Annotated in this window: 17 protein-coding genes; 13 read left to right on the top strand and 4 right to left on the bottom strand. The window is 20.1% G+C overall.

Annotated features, from left to right (window positions below; genetic code table 11):
• Positions 1-31 precede the first annotated feature (31 nt).
• Together NQK76_RS01845 and NQK76_RS01850 are read left to right on the top strand one after the other, a co-directional pair.
• The gene (locus NQK76_RS01845) at positions 32-664 is read left to right on the top strand and encodes an SVM family protein (protein ID WP_255872690.1); all 633 of its coding nucleotides are present in this window, start codon (positions 32-34) and stop codon (positions 662-664) included.
• A 183-nt stretch (positions 665-847) separates the two neighbouring features.
• Positions 848-1,015: a hypothetical protein gene (locus NQK76_RS01850; RefSeq protein ID WP_255872691.1), complete on the top strand. Its 168-nt coding sequence runs from the start codon at positions 848-850 to the stop codon at positions 1,013-1,015.
• 598 nt (positions 1,016-1,613) lie between these two features.
• Here NQK76_RS01850 and NQK76_RS01855 read toward each other — a convergent pair.
• Positions 1,614-2,267: a coiled-coil domain-containing protein gene (locus NQK76_RS01855; protein ID WP_255872692.1), complete on the bottom strand. Its 654-nt coding sequence runs from the start codon at positions 2,265-2,267 to the stop codon at positions 1,614-1,616.
• A gap of 1,359 nt (positions 2,268-3,626) precedes the next feature.
• Positions 3,627-4,079: a hypothetical protein gene (locus NQK76_RS01860; protein WP_004994565.1), complete on the bottom strand. Its 453-nt coding sequence runs from the start codon at positions 4,077-4,079 to the stop codon at positions 3,627-3,629.
• A gap of 813 nt (positions 4,080-4,892) precedes the next feature.
• Between NQK76_RS01860 and NQK76_RS01865 the strand changes: the two genes are divergently transcribed.
• From NQK76_RS01865 to NQK76_RS01895, 7 genes are all read left to right on the top strand, one after another.
• Entirely contained in the window at positions 4,893-5,219 is a 327-nt protein-coding gene (locus NQK76_RS01865; RefSeq protein WP_004994567.1) for a hypothetical protein, read from the top strand.
• A 395-nt stretch (positions 5,220-5,614) separates the two neighbouring features.
• Positions 5,615-6,091: a hypothetical protein gene (locus NQK76_RS01870; protein WP_255872693.1), complete on the top strand. Its 477-nt coding sequence runs from the start codon at positions 5,615-5,617 to the stop codon at positions 6,089-6,091.
• Between the two features lie 1,315 nt (positions 6,092-7,406).
• On the top strand, positions 7,407-7,943 hold the full coding sequence (locus NQK76_RS01875; protein WP_255872694.1) for a hypothetical protein: 537 nt from the start codon (positions 7,407-7,409) through the stop codon (positions 7,941-7,943).
• Between the two features lie 1,588 nt (positions 7,944-9,531).
• The gene (locus NQK76_RS01880; protein WP_004994573.1) at positions 9,532-10,266 is read left to right on the top strand and encodes an SVM family protein; all 735 of its coding nucleotides are present in this window, start codon (positions 9,532-9,534) and stop codon (positions 10,264-10,266) included.
• A 147-nt stretch (positions 10,267-10,413) separates the two neighbouring features.
• Positions 10,414-10,818, top strand: a complete 405-nt coding sequence (locus NQK76_RS01885; protein ID WP_004994575.1) for a hypothetical protein — start codon at positions 10,414-10,416, stop codon at positions 10,816-10,818.
• 225 nt (positions 10,819-11,043) lie between these two features.
• The gene (locus NQK76_RS01890; protein WP_255872568.1) at positions 11,044-11,745 is read left to right on the top strand and encodes a hypothetical protein; all 702 of its coding nucleotides are present in this window, start codon (positions 11,044-11,046) and stop codon (positions 11,743-11,745) included.
• Between the two features lie 1,862 nt (positions 11,746-13,607).
• Positions 13,608-14,582, top strand: coding sequence for a hypothetical protein (locus NQK76_RS01895; RefSeq protein WP_255872695.1), 975 nt, complete (start codon positions 13,608-13,610; stop codon positions 14,580-14,582).
• A 1,139-nt stretch (positions 14,583-15,721) separates the two neighbouring features.
• On the opposite strand, the gene NQK76_RS01900 is transcribed toward NQK76_RS01895, so the two are convergent.
• Positions 15,722-16,072 (bottom strand): hypothetical protein, encoded by a 351-nt coding sequence (locus tag NQK76_RS01900; RefSeq protein ID WP_004994579.1) that lies wholly within the window; start codon positions 16,070-16,072, stop codon positions 15,722-15,724.
• Positions 16,073-16,242: 170 nt separating this feature from the next.
• Positions 16,243-16,404: a hypothetical protein gene (locus tag NQK76_RS01905; protein WP_158637920.1), complete on the bottom strand. Its 162-nt coding sequence runs from the start codon at positions 16,402-16,404 to the stop codon at positions 16,243-16,245.
• Between the two features lie 996 nt (positions 16,405-17,400).
• Between NQK76_RS01905 and NQK76_RS01910 the strand changes: the two genes are divergently transcribed.
• The 4 genes from NQK76_RS01910 to NQK76_RS01925 all read left to right on the top strand — a co-directional run bounded on the left by NQK76_RS01910 (position 17,401) and on the right by NQK76_RS01925 (position 20,511).
• Complete coding sequence (locus tag NQK76_RS01910; protein WP_004994593.1) at positions 17,401-17,862, top strand: Panacea domain-containing protein; 462 nt, start codon at positions 17,401-17,403, stop codon at positions 17,860-17,862.
• 12 nt (positions 17,863-17,874) lie between these two features.
• On the top strand, positions 17,875-18,633 hold the full coding sequence (locus tag NQK76_RS01915; protein ID WP_255872696.1) for a hypothetical protein: 759 nt from the start codon (positions 17,875-17,877) through the stop codon (positions 18,631-18,633).
• Between the two features lie 503 nt (positions 18,634-19,136).
• A complete protein-coding gene (locus tag NQK76_RS01920) occupies positions 19,137-19,772 on the top strand; it encodes a hypothetical protein (RefSeq protein WP_004994596.1) in 636 nt (211 codons plus the stop codon).
• Positions 19,773-20,349: 577 nt separating this feature from the next.
• The gene (locus tag NQK76_RS01925; protein ID WP_158637920.1) at positions 20,350-20,511 is read left to right on the top strand and encodes a hypothetical protein; all 162 of its coding nucleotides are present in this window, start codon (positions 20,350-20,352) and stop codon (positions 20,509-20,511) included.
• Positions 20,512-20,888: the final 377 nt, after the last annotated feature.

The raw sequence follows: 20,888 nt of genomic DNA on the forward strand, positions 1-20,888 counted from the left end.
AGGGATAACATAAAAGGAGTTATAAGTTAAAATGATGCAAATAAAAAATAAATTATATCTTTTACCATTATTTTTAATTAATTATTTAGGATTATTCCTGTTAATCAATATTCATCCAGTTATGGCAATGGATCCAAAACTTCCAGAAACTAGTAGCAGACAACCTGTTTATCATAACCTTACCATTGAAGAAAACATAATTAATTTAAAACAGAAAATTTATGATAATGCAACCAAAATAACAAACATAGATAAAGGATTACAAGGAAGTATTACTGATGATCAAAAAGAAAATCTCTTAAAATTAAAAGAAAATTACAAACAATTAATTGATAATCAAAAAGAACAATTAAAAACTTATAAAAACCTTTTAAATGATTTAGTTATGGCAATGGATCCAAAACTTCCAGAAACTAGTAGCAGACAACCTGTTTATCATAACCTTACCATTGAAGAAAACATAATTAATTTAAAACAGAAAATTTATGATAATGCAACCAAAATAACAAACATAGATAAAGGATTACAAGGAAGTATTACTGATGATCAAAAAGAAAATCTCTTAAAATTAAAAGAAAATTACAAACAATTAATTGATAATCAAAAAGAACAATTAAAAACTTATAAAAACCTTTTAAATGATTTAAATGATGAAAAAAACTAAAAATATTATCAACATAAAAAAATTATCTTTTTTATAATAAGACCCTTTTCAAAAGGGTTTTTTTATTTAACCATACTTACTTATATAAATAACCAGACTTCTTTAAACAAAGAGTCTTTTTTTATTTCTATTAATAAAAAATGAATATCTTATTAACTAAAAAAACAAAGGAGTTTTCATAATATGAACAATTTAAAAAAATTAATAAAAGAAATTATTTTTCTAATTATTTGGGTCGTAATTATTGGTACTCCTACTTATTTTATAAAAAAAGATCAGGATAAAGCATTACACCAAAGTTTTAGAGAATTGCATGAAAGTTTTGACCGATTAGAAAAAACATTAGATTAAGATATAAAATAATTTGATAATGTATTTGTTATCATATTCAAAATTTATATAAATTAGATAAAATCTGTGATCTATCAGGGAATAAAATAAATAAAAAAAACAGTCACAAAACAAAAATAATTTTGATTTGTTTTTGAAAAAACAATAATAAAGCTTTTATTATTATTACTTTTTTACCAAATAAATTAGAAAAGATAAGATTTAGATATATCTTTATGTCTTTTAAAAAAAGATCAACTAAGAAAGTTGATCTTAATCATTATTAACAGATTATTTAGATTTTAATACTTTTGTAGATGTATTATAATTAAACACTGTGAAAACTATAAGATTTCCATTTTTTGAATCAATAAACCAATATTTAAATAATATAATTGATAGATTACGGAGTGTTCAGTTTTAATGATTTGTAAGCTAGGTTTACGGATTACATTGTTTTGCCTATTAGGTATTTGTGACTTATTCTTAGAATTATTTGGTATAATAATTGCCTTTACTAACTATACTTTATCGCGACCCGATTTTAAGAACTACTGTAATTTGTTATTGTTTTCTTTAAGAAACCGTTCTTAACTCTTTAGTGTTTATTTGTCATTGATTATTGGTTAGAAAACACGATATTTAAACCTTTTTGACACTTACTTAAATCATATAGTATTTTATAATAAATATTTTTATATTTTTCTAAGTCAATTATTTTTATTTTTGAATTTTGTATTTGCTCTTTTTTTGCTTGTATTATCTTCTTCATGTCATCATTTTTTTGTTTAAATTCTTGAAGCTGTTGTTCGTCTATCATCAAAGAAGCTTTTTTAAAAGAATAAATTTTATGTTTCATTAATATTTGTTTTTTTTGATCTAATTCTGTTGTAATCTGATCTATTTTTTTATTAAAAACTTTTTTTAAATTTTTATAATGATGCAATTCTTTATTTAAAATTAAATAATCTTTCTGATGTAAATTTAATTTATTATTAATTTTTTTAATTTCATTTTGATATTTTAAATAAATTTTTTTTATAAAGTTTAATAAATTATGATACTTATTTAAAATTTTTAAATTATCTTCTTTTTTAGATTCAGATTTTGGTTGTTTTTGGAGTGTTTTAAAAATATGAGTTAAGTTATTATTTTTGAGATTATTGAATATTAAAAAGTTATTTTTGTTAAGAATTAAAATATAATAAAATATTAAAATATAAATAAGCAATAAAAATATTATTAATATTTTTTTATTTATCTTTTTATTCATTTGTTAGATTATTTAATTTCTAATTAAAATTTATTTCTATTAAAAATTTTAACATAAAAAAATTAAAATAATTTATATTTAGGTTTTTAAAAAAACCACGTCAAATTTAAAAAAACGTGTAAATTAATTACATATTCATAAATAATTAACTATCAGGTATTATGCCGCAAAAAAATCTTAGTTATACCTGTGCCCATCACGTTACGCAAAACAATAATAAATCAAAATATGTTAAATTTTATTAATTAATCATGAATGAATATTTATTAAATTCAATTTAATAACTATTTTTATTTAATATTTTCTTGTTAAAGTTATATAATGGTAATATATTCGAAATTTCAGATTTGATAATAGTCTTACTATATTATCAGAAAAGTTAAGAAATTCATGAATAAAAAAGTTGTTTGCCAAAAAATTACTGATATGATTGTTATTTTTTTGTTAGTAATAACAATTATAGTAGTAATGATCATTGTGATTAATCAAGTTTATAATAAAGCAATAAAATCAAAAAACTTTCTCATTTTATTCAAAACAAAAATTCTTAGCTTTTAAAGTATCCGCAACAGTGCTTCCAAAAACTTAAAAAATCAAAGATTATAACATAATTATTAAACCTAAAATTACTGCTGCTAGATTAGAACTAATTAAAACTTATCGTTTTACAAAATCTGAGAACCATCCTTCTTTATTATTATCTGATTTATTAACAAGAGTGCACAAAGACATTCCTAAAATAGAATCAAATCGGCACAATTATTTAGATTTATCTAAAAAAAACAACTTTATTAATCGATACTAAGATAAATTTAATGAATATCAAATTTTGATTCTATCTCGAATAGATGAATTAAAACAAACAACATTATCGTTATAACAACAACGAGAAGCAAAACAACAAAGCATTGATAAATTAAAACGACTTGATATAAAAGATAATAAGGAAAAAAATTCCCAAATTAAAGATAAAGTTAACGCAATAATTGACGAAATTGAAAAAATTAAAATTAACTTAAAATTAATTATATTTTTTTATATAAAGTTAACAAAAATGTTCAAATTTATTAAATTTAATATAAATACTATTAATTAAGAGAAAGAATGCGTCTAATATAATATTGTTATTTACAATCTAAATTAATTTTATTATATCCAATTATATAAATTAAAATAAAAAGACCTTCGAAAAAAGACTTTTTAATTGAATTTATTTTGGAGATTTAATTAAAAAATAAAATGTATACTTATTTTTGATTTAAAAAATAATACAAAAATATTTTCATTATAAATTATTTTATTTAATTATTATTAAGTTAAAGTGAAACTAATTTTAAAAGGTTATTTAGATAAATTATTTTATTTTTTTAATAATATAATTTTTTTTAGTTTATATTCTAATTCTATTTGTTCTAAATTTATTTCATTTATATTTTGTTTAAGAGTATATAATTTGTTTGTTAATAAAGATTTTTGAAATCTTAAAAAATTTTGGGAAACGTTAATATTAGATTTATTTTTAATTTTTAAATTAGATAATAATGCTTGTTTTATCATATCTATTTCTTTTGATATTTCAGTTTTTTTTATTGATAGGTTATCTATTTTTGCTCTTAAAATTTCGATTTTTTTTTCTGAAGCATCGAATAATATTTCCGAAGAATCTGTTTTTTTAACTTCTGAATAAATTTGACCGGCATAAACTAAATTAGACTTACGATTATGTATCAATATTAAAAGTAAAAAAATTATACATAAACAAATTAAATTAAATATTATATTTATTTTAATTTTTGTTGAATTTAATTTCATATTTTTCGAAAAAACTTTCTAATTGAATATATAAATAATTTATAAATTTTTTTAATTAATAATTTAAAAATTTTTAATATAATAAAATTTGTTTAGTTTTAAAAAACCAATATTCTATATTTTTTTAAATTTAATCAATATAATAATTTTTTATATTTTAATTTAATCCAAATAATAACAACTTTAATAGGTTTATAATAATAAAAACTAAATTAATAACATTGAATTAATAATATGAAATAATATAAAATATTAAATCATAATACATCTACATTATATAATTTAAAATTAAAAATAATAAATAAATAATATTACTGTTACATTAATTGTTATAATTTATTTTTTTATTTTAAAAATATATCATATTTATTAATTATTTTTGTTTTTGTTATAAAGTTAATTTTGTCTTGATTTTTATCAAAAATAAGTGAATATGGTTGATGTGTTTATAAATTAGTTTTATATTAAATTGATGAATTGTATTATTTATTTTTATTAATCGATAATAAAAATGTGAAATATATATTTTATTTATTCAATATAAATTAGATAATTTTTACTAAATTTCGATTAGCAATATCAAAATCCAATATTAATTAAATAATAATTATTTATTTTAATATTTAAATTTAAATATAAATTATTAATTTTATTATTATATTAAAGTTATATTATATGAAATTATTTAAAATTTAAAATTAATTTTTTAATTTTATAATTAAAATCAAAAATTTTAATTTTGTTCAAAATAATTGTATTTTATTTGATAAAATTTTATCGGAAATAAATTGTTTTTCAAAAAAGAGGTTAAAAATGAATTTTTATGTTAATAAAAACAAATTATTGAATATTTTTTTAATTTTTTGGATATTTTTAGTTTGTGCGTTTTACATAAATATTAAAAATAATCAAGTTTTTGCTATAAAAGTGATACATCCAGACAGTATTTTTAAATTAAAAACAATCAGAAAAATAATTGTTTTAAAGTTAAACGATGAGATTCAAAAGCATGAATCGATAACCCTAAAAAATATAACAAAATCCGAAATAATTGAAAAAAAATCTTTATTAAATGCCAAAAAATTAAAAATAAAAAAATATGATTTTTTAAATCATTTAGCATCTATAAAAATAGAATAAATAATATTGTGAATCAAAATTTTTTATAAAAAAAATTATTTATTTTATAAAATTTAAAAATTTTTTAATATTTTGAATATTCTTTTGTAGTAACAATTATATTTTCGTAATATTTTTTAAATTAAAAAATTTTTGATAAATTAAAAAATAAAAGTTATTTTTATTTATCAACAATTTTATTAATTTTAATAAATTTAAAGTTATTAATTAATAACATTTCATTATTGATTAATATTTATTGTTGTTTATTTTATATAAATTTTCAAATATATAAAGTCTTTTTGATTATATGGATTATTTTATATTTGAAATTAAAATTTACCAATTAACACAAAAAAAATTAATCAAATATGAAAAAATAAGTTTTATATAGTTTAGAAAGATCATTAATATTTATGAATAAATTAAAATTTTTCCAAAAAAAACAGATTATTATAATTATATTACTATTGTTGATAATGGCAATTATCATTATTTTTTATAAAAAAATGGATAATATTGGTAAGGAAAAAATATTATCTACTTCTGTAGAGAAAACGTCTAAGCATGATGAAGAGCCAAAAAACAAAAAACTCACACCTCCTATTTTGCTTAATCAAAAACAAAATTTAATTAATGAATTAGAATCGGAAAAATATGCCGATTTTCAATTTCAAATTACATTATTAAATTCTCAAAAAGAAGAATTACAACAAAAAATAAATAATAAAAAAAACTTAATTAAAGAAAATAAGTTTATGACAAGAAATAAATTATTTAAACTAAGATGTAAACAGAAAAAATGGGCAGAGCAAATATTCAAAATCGAAACTGAAATTAAAAATTATGAAGATCAATGTAAAAGATTAATGGAATATTCAGAAAAAAATTAAAAATTATCAAGAAGAATTAAAAGAATAAAGAGTAACTTGGAGAATCCTAAAAGCTAGTTATTAAATTAACTAATAATGAAATAAAAGTCATTAGGCTCAAGGATAAAGCGACTTTTTAGTAGTCGGAGGAGTAAAACTTAATTTGGAATAATTAAGTTAATCGCCCTCCCAAGATGAAGGTTAACGGTCTTTATAGGGCGAAAGAAGTCAGTAATTTATTGCAACTAAAGTCCAGTGTTCAAAAGAGGATAAATTATGGCAAGCCGGATGCTGGGAAACTTGCTTGTCCGGTTTAGATGGGGGCTGTTTGTAATAGATATCAAAAATACCAATTTTGATATTGAAACGAAAATATTCTATCCATATAATCTTATTAATAATTGAAAATTTTGATTAATTTCGTCTTTCTTGATATGGAATCAACTTTGTTTATAAAGTTTTTTTCGATTATCTTTAAAAAAGATCAACTTTAAAATTGATCTTTTTTTGTTTATTGGCAGATTAATAAAATATTATTAGAAGTACAGCGTAATTTCTCTAATATTTTATATATTACCTTTTCAATAATATAAAATAATTTATATATAAAATTTTTATAACTCTTTTTGCATTTATAATAATAACCGGTTTATTCAATAAAATTAAAAAAAAATTTTTAAATATTAAATTAAATCATGAAATTATATTATTATGTGAAAATTAACAGTTAATCAATTTAAAAATAATGTTATTAATTTTATATTTGTTATTTCTGTTTATTAATAAAACTAATTATAATAATAAATAATGATTATTAAAATAATATTCGCTTTAACATTTATCATATAAATAGAAGTATATCTATATATCTTCTACAAGTTGTCTTTAAATAAATTTTTGTATATTAGCAAAAATTTAAAAACTACAAAAATTTTAAATCGAAAATATATCAAATTAAATGATTTACTTTTAAATGTAAAGAAGTATATATAAAATAATTCGAAATCGGATTCAAGAGTATTATATATGCGTGTATATTTTCCTGATAAACATAAAAATAAATTAATTGAAACTTTTATAATAATCTTTTTAATTAAAATATTATATAATATTAAAATTTATTGTTCATATATTGTTTATTAATATAAATAAAACTTTAATTTTTATTATTTTAGATTAATTAATAAGATCCATTTTTCATTAATAAAATTATTAATTATTTAAAAATATTATTAAAAATAGGTACAATTATATTGTAAGTATTATTTATAAATTTTTTTAATTTATTTTTATTATTATTTATTATTAAAATTAATTAAGGAAAATTAATAAAAATATGATTTATTTAAAACAAAAAAACTTTTTATTAAAAACTAATTTATTGTTTTTATTTTTTGCAGGATTATTGTTTTATTATAATGCGAATAAGAATATTATTTTAGCCATGAATCACAATTTAACATATTATGATACGCCTAATTATTATACAAATTACAACGACCCATTACAAAATTTATTTTTCCAAGCAAATCAATTAAATCAAATAATTAGTAATTCTTTAGAAAATACAGAACATGCTCAATTATCTAATTTATTTAATCAATTAAGACAAATAAACGAACAAATAATAACTTATCAACAATTGCAATTAAAACAACAACAAATTAAATTAATTAATTTAGAACTTAATTTAATACAAATAAAACAATTAGACCAAGAATATTCTGACATGAATCAAAAAATGTTTTCGATTTGTAACGATATGCAAACATCATATATTTCTTCATATCAGCTAGGATTATTACAAGATATTCAAATTAAAATGGCTGATAATCGAAAACAATTATTTAGTTTATTCTTTAATATATTATAATTAATTAATTTTAAATAATAAATTGAATCAAAAATATAAATTTTGGAACTAACATAATTTTGCTCTGATTATCCAATAGATCTAAATATCGTATTATCTAACCAATAAACAGTGATATGAACACTAAAAAGCTAAGAATGGTTTATTGGTTTATTAAGGGAAACAATAATAAATTACAGTTATTTTTAAAAGCAGGTTGCGACGAAGTAGTTATTCAAGAAGATGATGCCTCCACTGAATTATTCTAAGGGTAAACCTGAAATGACTTAAGAAACTAAGAAAATGTAATAAGCTAACCTATATCGCAAATTAATATAAGCGAATAGTCTATAGTCTATTAATATACTTGATTTGTATGGGATGGTTTATCAGCGAAAATCTGGAATCTTGTCACCAATAAATAATAAATGACTTCGCGCTGCGCCCCCCCAAAAGTATTACGATTAATAATTTGTTAATTATGATCAAGATCAACTTTCTTAGTTGATCTTTTTTTGTTTTTTTAAAATAAGATAATTAAAAATGACATTAGGAACAATTTTTGAACTAAAAAAAAATATATCATTTTCAACTATATCAAAATTACTTTTTACTTTGCTAAAAATAAATAATTTTATTTTATTTAAATTAGTAGTTTTTTGATTAATTATATTAAAAAGAGAAATATTTCTATAATATTAAGTACTTGTTTTTTTAAAGTCATGATATAAAATCTTTTTGGAATATGATATAAATAAATTGGATTATGATTAAATTTTTTTCATTTAAATAGTAAAAATATTATGATATTAATATTGATTAAATTAAAATTAAAAAAATAAAATAAAAGTAAATCGATTTAAGAATTTATATTTATTTTAAAACAATTTAATTAAAAAAATAAATATTATATTAAAATTTTTTTCCAAAAAATTATTATTTTGCAATTTAAAAAAGAATATTATATTTTAAAATTATTCTAAAAACTATTATTAAATAGTTATTAAGTATATTTTATATTCAATCATAAAAATATTCATTTGTGTCTTGGATAATTAAAGACATAAATAAAAAAAATAAACAAAAACAAAAAAATTGAAGTTCAATAAAATAAAAATACTTATTCATCAAAGAAGATATAAAAATATGACTGGTTAAACGTTTATTATTTACGAAAATAGAATAAGTTTAAAATGAAAAATAAATGAATCAATAATTTTTAATTTAGCGTTTAATTAATATAATTGTATAATAAAGATTGAGTGTAAACTTAAAAAACATTTAATAAAAAATAATATATGTTAAAATAAAAAAATTATCGTTTTTTAACTAAAATTAAATTTTATTTTCTGGTTTTTTAATTAACTTTTTTTTGTTATTTATGATTTGTTAGAAATATAATATATTAAAAAATTTTTATTATATAATGATTTACTTAAAATAATATCATTTGTTTAAAAAAAATTTTTAAAATTTATTATTATTTTTTTGAAATAGGGAAGTCAATTATGAGTAATAAATATTATTTTTTTGTCCAATTAATTTTCTTAAATAAAAGATCCTCATCTGAGGATTAAAATAAGATAAAAAAAGAGGTTTTTTGAATTAAATGATTAAATTAAAACAACAATTATTTTTATTACCATCATTTTTATTTATTTTTTTAGGATTATTATTGATAGCTAATCAGAATCAAGTTATAGCTATGTATTCGGGTAATTCTGAAACAATTGATCAAAATCTAAGTAAAAAACATTTAAGTATTGATGAACAGATATTAAAAATTAAAAATTTAATTGATATAAATAAACAACAAATAATATTTATAGAACAAAAAATAAAAAAATTACCAGACGAAAATATTCAAGGTAATATACTTTATGAATTAAACCAAAATTTACTAAAATTAATGGAGTTTACTATAAATCATAATAAAGCTTTACAAATAATAATCATAGAACAAGAAATAAAAAAATTATCCGACGAAAAGGTTAAAGAGAATATACTTTTTGAATTAAATAAAAATTTACTACAATTAATTGAGCTTACTACAAGTCATAATAAAGCTTTAGTCATAAATTCGAATAATTTTGAAAAAAGTGATTCAAATTTAATTGAAAATAATCCAACTAATGAAGAAAAAATATTAAAAATTCAAAATACCATTCATAAAATAAGATATCGTATGATAGAAATTGAACAAGAAATACAAACATTACCAGATGGCAACGATAAAAAAAATATTCTTTGTGAATTATATGAAAATTTAATACAATTGATCAATTATAATGAACAAGAAATGAAAATGCAAACAATTTTATCAGAATTAGGATTCATAAAATGAAAAAATATTAAAATCTTTTTTTAATTATCAATCAAAAAACCTGGAATCTCACCATTAGTAAATGAAGTAATACCAGAATTACAAGAAAGATTCATTTCACATTTAAATTCAAATTATAACAATTTATATAATGCAATTACTGAAGAAATGATTATAGATTTAAACAATAAAATTAAGGATTTAAAATTATATGATTTTGTTATTGAAAAAATAGCTCAAAAATCAAAAAACCAACTTGATTTAAAATTATATCATCCAGCATTAAATTTTTCTATTCAGGCAAAATTCGAGAAAAAATTCAATTTAAAATTAACAAATTTAGAATTAGATGATTTAATTAATGAAACAATTCTAAGATTAAAGAAATACATCGATTTACAATATGATAGTAATGATTCAGAGCTTATTATAGAAAAAGAAAATGATATTATTATCAATGAATTAAAAGAAAAAATTAATGCGTACATAAAAGATGATTTAATATTAAATAATTTCATTAAACAATATTCATTTATAAATAGTGAAGCACAAAGTATTTACGAAGAATTTTGAAAATAATTAATAAAATATTTATTGTTGTTAATATTATAAAAAAACATATTTATTAATCCAAATACTCCCTTGCAGGAGGGAGTATTTGGTGAGATAATTTTTTTTATTTATAACTTTTTTGATTCATATTATTATAAAGATTTTAGGGTATTAAAGAGGCCTAAATATCATGTTATTTTATTAATAAATTTGTGTAATAAAAAAATAAAGGAGTATGTATAAATAGTGAATTTTGTAAAAAATATTTTAAAAAATACTTTGTTAATGGCCCAAATTAGTGCAGCTATGTTAGGTTTTAAAACGATAGATTTGTTCCAGGATGAAGTAAATGCCCAATTAGCACCTTTAAAACGAGCATTAAAATTCTTTTATACAAAAAGAAAATTAAACGAAACTTTGGAAATAATTAATTTATCTCCTCGTGAAATATATATAATATTAAATGAATTAAATAAAGAAGATATAAATAATTTATCACCGAAACAAATATATCAAATATTAAAAAAACAAACAAAAGACAAAATGTTAAATGTATCTGAGGAATGGGAAAATATAAATAATATTATAAATAATGCTGATTATGAAACTATAAAAAAACTTCATTTTATTTTTGTTAAATATAAACTTTATAATGATGAAAAAATACTATTAAATAAAATTTTGCGAATTATAAATTTATCGCCGCAACAAATATATATAGCATTTAATAAAAACAATATAGATAATTTATCATTACAAAAAAAAGATGAAATGTTAAATTTAAGTACCGACTATACAATGTCTGAAAATATAGATAATATAAATTGGGAAACAATAAATGATATTATAAATGATGCTGATTTTGAAACTATAAAACAATGGAATTTAATATTTGGTAGATATTATTACAATAATTTATACCAAAAAAATAATATATTTAATAATTAAAGCAAGAATCTCTTATACAAAGAGAGTATATTATAATGAAGTTTACACCCCCCCCTCAATATTTAGTCATTGTGATATCATTAACCAAATTTATTATTTGGTGATAATATTAAGAAATTATTTTTTATTTGTATCGGAGGATATATTTTTATTTATAACTATTTGCATTTTAGAAAGTTAAAAAAATTTAATTTTGTAAAAGGATATAGTTAACTCATTAAATTATTATAAATAAGTTTACAAATCATAAATCAATTAAATAGAATAGTTATCATGGCAAAACAGATTTAAATCCACAGATCGCCAAAAAAGATCAAGAAATACATGGTTTAACTCGAAAAAAATTTAGAAACTGACAAAAATAATTTAGAAACTGCTAAAAATAAAGTCATCGGTATCGGGAACAAATCATTACAACTAGATATCAAGCTATCTCGGATTTAACTGAAGCTAAAAAAACTTCTGAATCTTATGCAACAAAACAAAAATATATTTTACAAAATAATGTTAAAAAAATATATTTCTATAATAAAATATCTGAACAACAATTAACTTTCTCTAAAAAAAATTATTAACTTAATGGAAACAATATTTAAAAAATCTTTATTTGATTAATAATCAAATATGGAAATTATTATTCCAACAATATAGTAGAATGTACTTCATAATTATTTTATGCGTAATAAATATTTTATTTTACTTCTTATTAATTAAGAATTTTAAATCATATTAATGATAATAATAAAAAATTCTAAACAAGATTAATTATTTAATTAGATTTTATTTAGTAAATAAATATTTTATGGAAAAATAAATAATGTTTATTGCAAATCATTATATTATGTAGAAGATTAACTCACCCTGCTCTAAGAGTATTAAAATTAATAATCTGTTAATTATGATCAAGATCAATTAAGAAAGTTGATCTTTTTGGAAAAATTTTTAATTTATATCTTTGCTTTTTAACTAAAGAAGATTTATTTCCAAAAAAGTGTTGGACTTAATTAAAGATTTAAATAATTATTCAAGATTGAGGTTATGATTTCCTAGCTTATGCTCAAAAAAACTGCATATTAAAAAAAGTGATTACCAAAACCATTCATAAAATTACTTGTTTCTTTGTAATCAGTTTTTGGAAAAATGCTTATTATCAATTATTATTTTGATATTTGTTACAATTTAATTATATTTTTTTTATAAATAACCAAAAAAATTTTAATTTTTTAATATATTTGAAAAAAGTTAAATTAATTTTTAGAATTTTTAAAATTTAATTTTTATTAAAAAGATTTACAATTTTGTAAATTAAATTTCTTTAATAAATAATTAAAATTTTTTGATAATTATATTTATGCTGTTGATAAATACTGTTGATAAATCATCAAAAATAACTTTTTTATCTTGATAAAATAAAATTTTATTAAAATTAAATTCTTATTTCAAAATGAAGAAAATTTTTTTATGATCAAAATAAAAATTATATTATTTTATTATTTTAATAATTAATAAACAACTAACGAGTGGTGACACAATGTTATTATTAAGAAGAGGATAAATTATGGGTCATTCGGATGCTGGCAAATTTGTTTTTTTTGATTTAGATAGGGGGCTATTTGCACTTTTTATAATAAATATCAGAAAACAAATTATAATAAAAGATCAAAATGCAAATATTTTATTTATATAAATAAATTTTAATTAAAATTTATTTGTAATAAATATTATTTTCAAATGAAAATTTCAGTTAATAATTGTATAATAATAGTAAGTATTTTATATATTCATGAATTAAATTAATGTTTTAAATTTTACTTCATACAATAAAAATAATTGAATTTATAACTAGAAAGAACATTAACTGAATGCATTTAAAGAAAAAATTTTCCAAAAAATTTATAATTATTATTATTTTTACTTTAGGATTAATTATTTTAATGATTAATAATAAATTTAATGAGCAAGAATCATGGTTTGATTATAAAGATTCTCAAAATTCTCATAATAATCAAGAAGAACTTCGTAATAATCAAGAAGAACTAACAATTTTGGAATCAAAATCCGGTTTTGGTTCGAAAAATCATTTTAGTTATGGCATAAATAAAATTAAAATCACTTCAGCACGATTTAATAATATAAAAGATTATATTTTAGAAAATACTGATAATATTCCTGATGATTTAACGTCAAGAGAAATGTACGAAATAAATTCAATTCGTAATAAATATAAACAAAATTATCAATTTTTAAAAAATAAAAAATCTTATATTGATAAAAATAAAGCAGAACTTAATAAATATTTTGATGTTTATTGTAAATTTAGATCTTTAAAAGAGCGTTTTAAAATGTTAGAAACAAAAATATATAGTCAATCTTTACAAATAAATGAATTGAAACCAAATTTTAAATTGGAATCTTTTTTAAATGAGAATAAAAATAATAATAATTTTGTTAAATCTAATAAAGATTTATTAGAGGATATAAAATCATCAATTCATGCAATTGCAGTTCATAATCCTTATAGGGCTGCTAGATTAGAACAAAAACTTTTACATCAAGAAAAAGTTAAATCCGAATGGATATGGTTAAATGAAGATAATTATCCTGACAAATCTCAAAAAATAGATTTAACTCAAAACGATATATTATCATTTATTAATGAAATATCACTTATTAAATCAAAAATTACTAAATTAGAGCAAGATTTGTTTGAACAAAGACTAATTATCAAAAAACTTTCGCAAAATCAACAAATAATAACTGAAGATTATGAAGAAAACAATCGAAAATATCAACAAGTAATTATCTCGGATCTTAAATGTTTATATGATATTACTTAATTATAAGAAATAGTTTCGATATACTAATATAAAAGATTTTTTTATTTGATATCTATTCAAATGAGATTAAATTGATTAGTTCCAAGAATAAAGTGATTTTTTAGTATTCGAAGGAGCAAAAATTTATCCGTAAGGATAATAAAAATAATCTGAGTACCTGATGAAATATGGATTTACAATATGGAGGATATTTAGCTCAACAAATATCTCAAATAATAATTAATGAAATACAAGAAAAATAAAAAATAAAATTTTTATTAAATAATAAATTAACCGAGAAAATATTAATTTCTCGGTTAATTTTATTTAATATGCGGACAATATAATATAAAGAATCATATCTATTATGAATAAAAATTGTCAATTTGAAATTGCCATTATTTTGATTAAATATTTTTTAATAAATTGTAATAATTTCTGAATTAATTTAAATTATGATTATTTCTAATCATATTGTATTGATGTCTCAATAAAATTAAATAATAAATTTAACCAACAATAATGGTTTATTATTTTTTATCATATTTTTCAACCTCTATTTTAAAATTTTTAATTTTAATAATAATTAAAAATTTTAACATTCTAAGATACAGTTACATTGTTAAACTTGATATTTTAATATATTTATATTTAATCTAAATAAAGTTATTCTTTAATTTTTATAATTTTTAAAAAATTAAATTTTTAAAAATTATAAAATAAGATCTCGATAAGAATCGAAATTAGTTTATTTACAGACCAAACAACCCCCTGTTTATATCAAAAAAGAGGAAAAAAAAATCTTATATATATTAATTTAAATTTAAATATTCCTATTGCTTCCGAGACAATTTCTTAATATGAATATTGATAGATTTCGCTATATAAAGGTGATTAACATTATGCGGCGACTAATCATCTGGAATAACTACTTTATCACAATCCGCTTTTAAGAACTGCTGTAATTAACTATTCTTTCATGGAATGAACCATTATTATCCTTTTAGTGTTTATCAGCACTGGTGATTGGTTAGGATAATTGAATATTTAGTCCTCTCTTGATTATAATTAAATTCCTTAATGTTATTTAATAATTCAACATAAATAAAATTAAAATTTAGAAAATAAATTTTTATTATGATAAGATAATAAAAAAATTATTATTTTTCTTTATGTTCCCAAAAAATAAACATATTAACAGAATTATTAGCCATATATTTTAATTCTTCTAAAGAATATTTATCATCTTCATCATCTCTAGTGCTTTCATCAAAAAAAACACCTAATAAATTTGTAGGTGGATTTTTAATTTTCCACATAATACAAAATTCTGCTACAGTACTGTTATAACAAGGACATGTTTGATTAAAATCAAAGTATTGCGCAAATGAAGGATGTGTTTTTAAAACATTAATATTACTTACAGTTACATTAACAATTCTAGTTCCTTGAATGATTTCTTCTTGCGATGGCGCAGCCATAATAATATTATTTGGATTATAAATTTTCATTAATGTTAATAAAATATACGGATAGATTAATTGCGTTTTATTCAGCGATTTATCTTTGCTGTTTTATTTACAATCAGCCCCCGTCCAAACCGGACAAGCAAGTTTCCAAGCATCCGGCTTTCCATAATTTACTCTCTTTCGAGAACTAATTTCTCCTCACGGTTAATTAGCTATTTGTTCTTATCGTTCTTGTTTCTGATATCGTGTATTTGTTGATTTGTTACCTTTCGATGACAATTCTTACATTTTAAGGAACTGCCATTTGTTGAACGATATTGAATTTTACTCAATGTTCGTAAAAGTTTAGTTTCTGGTGAAACTGTTGTTGACATAATATATCAACCCCTTTTTTCCCGATACCATTGAATAACTAGTAAATTACTTTCTTCTTTCGCCCTATAAGAGTGATTAACTCTCTTCTTGGTAAGACGATTAACTAAATTATTCCAAATTTAGGTTTACTCTTACGACTACTAAGAAGATGCTTTATCCTTGACCATCCGGGCTTTTATTTCCGGATTAGTAAATTTAATTACTTAGTTTTAGGATTCTCCAAGTTACGCTAAATTTCTACCTTAATTCTTTAGGGGAAGTATCCTCGTTCAGAGGCTGATTCCAGGTTTCCTTTATCTGATAAACTATCCAATACTTATCTATAATATTGATAGACTCTGGACTGTCCGTTTAAGCAACTTCCGAGACAGGTTCAGAAATTACATCCATTTACCTTCTTAGGCCATTGCAGGCTTCTCCATCGAATTATTTGGTGGCGGAGTCTTCTTGACTAATTTGCTTTCGTCGCAACCCGCTTTTATGGTCTGCTATAATTCAGTATTCTTTCGTTTACTAAACCGACCATCTCCTTTCAGGGTTTATCGGCCCCTGGCTATTGGTTAAATAGCACGAAATTTAGGCCTCTTTGGCGCCCAGATAAATAATATAATTTTGACATATTTTTTTAAAAAATCCTTTTATTTTAAAATTAAAATTAATTTATAATTTTACAATTTATATTCTATAATATTTTAAAAAAAATTATATTAAAAAATAAAAATTATTAAAATATTATTTTATTCAAATAAATCCTTAGATTTCCGATGATGAAGCCAAAAAAATTATTGTCAATTTAATTATCTGTTATTTCAGTAAAGACAAGGTAAATTAAAAATTAAATTAGTCATTCATTTTTATTTTTTATCTAAATATCAAACGATAAGAAAAGAAAAAATTAAAAAAAACTCCCCACTTATATAAAAAAGAAGATTGTAATTTTAAAATAAAAATGTTATACTTCTAATATTCAAAATGGTTTTAAAAAGGAGTTAATTATGGTAAATCCGGAAAATAAAATCAATGTTTTCGATGTTGCTCAGTTTTTTGTAAATAAAGATAAAACAATAAATAAAACCAAAATTCAAAAATTACTTTATTATGCACAAGGTTATTATTTGGCCAGATATAATAAGGTTTTATTTCAGGATGCCATCGAAGCGTGGCCGTATGGTCCTATTATTTCTTCTGTTTATGCGGAAACTTTAAAACAAGAATTTCAAAAACAATATTATTTTGATTTTAGTTCGCAAATGACAAATTCCCCTTTTACCGAAGAACAAAAAGCAATTTTAGAACAAGTTTTTGATGATTTTGGTAATCTGAGTGATAAGCAACTTAGTAAAAAGACTTATAACGAATTCCCATGGAAAACAACTTATGATCCTCATAAATTATATTCGAAATGTATCATTAAACCATCTATTTTATCCCGTTTTTTTAAAATTAAGAAAGATTAGTCTAAAAAATTTATGTCGATAAAAAGAGAAAAATATTTTGAAATAATTCAATTGTTAGACCAAATTATGACAAATTTTGAAAGTAATGGGCATTTTTTAAAAGTTTTTTACGAAACTAAATTTTCTGAAGATTTTATTAATTCTTATATTGCAGATCATTTTAAAAACATAGGCAAAAAAACTGATAGAGAGTCAATAAAAGGTCATGGTAAAGTCGATGTTTTGGTTGATTATGATTATATTATCGAAACTAAAAATTATTATAATCAAGAGGATTTAGAATTTGTTTATAAACAAGTATTACATAGAATTCATCATCGTTTTCTTTATGCTTCAATTGTTTTATTAGTAAATGGATTTCAAAAAAATAAATTTAAAGAAATTTTAGAAGATATTAATAAATGGATTAATTTAAAAAATGGTAAAAAACAAAACCAAAAAACAAAATTTAATGATAATTTTTTGATTGTTAAAATACCAAACCCTGATACTGGTTATGATATTTTGCTTAACATTGCTTGTTATCATTTAGAATTTAACATCAACCATGCCAAAAAAAATTATGAAATTAATGATAAACACCGTAAAGAAATTCACAATCAAAGTCGTGAATTTATTCAATCACTTAGTCAAATAAATAGCTTTAATTTTAAAGACAAAGAAGAAATAGCAGCATATGTGAACAATTTAACAAAAGAATTTTTGAAGATTATGTATTCTTGTTATGAATATAATGAATATTATTTAAGACCTAAAAAAAATAATAATTAACACTTTTTTAGAGCATTTTTTTGTTTTAATAATTAAAAAATAAAATTTTTATTTTTATTGTATGATTGATGATATTTGATTAATTTAATTTTAAAAGTGTTAAAATTTTCATCATAGTTAAAGTTTTGTTATTTTTATTGATTTTTTAGATGAATCACAAAAATCCATAAAATATATCATTTTTTTAATAAAAAATAATGTTTTATTTTTTTATTTAGTTTAAATTGAGATTTAATTTTTTTAGATTTTTGTTTATTTTATTTAATTAAAAGCTAATGGATTATAAATGTAATAAAAAATTAATTCGCACTGCTTCCCATTCGTTACACAACCAAACGAAGAGGTTACAGTGATAACATTGAATAAAAAATAAAGAAAAGAATTAATAATAAAGACCAATTTTAAAGTTGGTCTTTTTTTTGTTTTTTAAAAAAAGATTATAATATAAATATACATTGTTGAATTATTCTTGTTTTTTAATAAATAAAAAAAGGGGTAAAATAATGAATTTAAAAATTTTTTCAATATCCATTATGTTTTTTGTAACTTTAATTTTTTCTAAATCTTATGACGTTTATGGCTGTGATGAAAAAAATTTATTGAAAACATCAGAAATCAATTTATATAATCAAAATCCGGAAAAAAATATATATCAAAAAACTTCAGAAGATCAGAAGGATTATGTTTATTTTTATTTTAAAGAAAAAGTTTTAGATGTAGCTGATGAAAAATTAAAATTTGCAGCGCAAGAAAATTATATTCCTATTTTTTTTGATAAATCTAAAACTGATGAAGAAATTGTAAAATTTTTGAGAGAAATCAGTGAAGATACTCCTGTTAGAATTATGAATGAAACTTATGAAAATAGGAATCTAAATATTTTAGAATTTTTTATAAATTTTAAAATCGATAATTATTTTGAAGATTTTAAAAAAACCATTTTAGACGTTTTCGATGATAAAATGATAATTTCCTTTAGAAAAAATTTTATTTCAAGAATTATTTTTAGCGAATCAATGACTGATGAACAAATTATGGAATTTTTGAGAAGTACAAAAGGTATAAATTTTTTTTTATTTTTAATCGTTGGCGAGATATTAGAAGTTTACAGAAATCAAAAGGGCGCCAAAGAGGCCTAAATTTCGTGCTATTTAACCAATAGCCAGGGGCCGATAAACCCTGAAAGGAGATGGTCGGTTTAGTAAACGAAAGAATACTGAATTATAGCAGACCATAAAAGCGGGTTGCGACGAAAGCAAATTAGTCAAGAAGACTCCGCCACCAAATAATTCGATGGAGAAGCCTGCAATGGCCTAAGAAGGTAAATGGATGTAATTTCTGAACCTGTCTCGGAAGTTGCTTAAACGGACAGTCCAGAGTCTATCAATATTATAGATAAGTATTGGATAGTTTATCAGATAAAGGAAACCTGGAATCAGCCTCTGAACGAGGATACTTCCCCTAAAGAATTAAGGTAGAAATTTAGCGTAACTTGGAGAATCCTAAAACTAAGTAATTAAATTTACTAATCCGGAAATAAAAGCCCGGATGGTCAAGGATAAAGCATCTTCTTAGTAGTCGTAAGAGTAAACCTAAATTTGGAATAATTTAGTTAATCGTCTTACCAAGAAGAGAGTTAATCACTCTTATAGGGCGAAAGAAGAAAGTAATTTACTAGTTATTCAATGGTATCGGGAAAAAAGGGGTTGATATATTATGTCAACAACAGTTTCACCAGAAACTAAACTTTTACGAACATTGAGTAAAATTCAATATCGTTCAACAAATGGCAGTTCCTTAAAATGTAAGAATTGTCATCGAAAGGTAACAAATCAACAAATACACGATATCAGAAACAAGAACGATAAGAACAAATAGCTAATTAACCGTGAGGAGAAATTAGTTCTCGAAAGAGAGTAAATTATGGAAAGCCGGATGCTGGGAAACTTGCTTGTCCGGTTTGGACGGGGGCTGATTGTAAATAAAACAGCAAAGATAAATCGCTGAATAAAACGCAATTAATCTATCCGTATTATTTACGATTTTTTTTCAAAAATTTTTTCTGATTCTAAATAAACTTTTGATAATTTTTTAAGCCATCTTTTATTAATAATTCATCAGCATCTTTATATTCGGTATAAGTGAGCTGTTCCGAAAATTTAGACACTTTTTATTTTTTAAAAATCTTGAAGACTAACTATTAAGTTAGTCTTTTTTTGTTTAAAAGATTAAAAAATAATTTCCTATCTTTTTTA

Origin of the sequence: Candidatus Phytoplasma australasiaticum subsp. ipomoeae (assembly GCF_024425275.1) — a bacterium.
In the GTDB taxonomy this organism is placed as follows: Bacteria; Bacillota_I; Bacilli_A; order Acholeplasmatales; family Acholeplasmataceae; genus Phytoplasma; species Phytoplasma australasiaticum.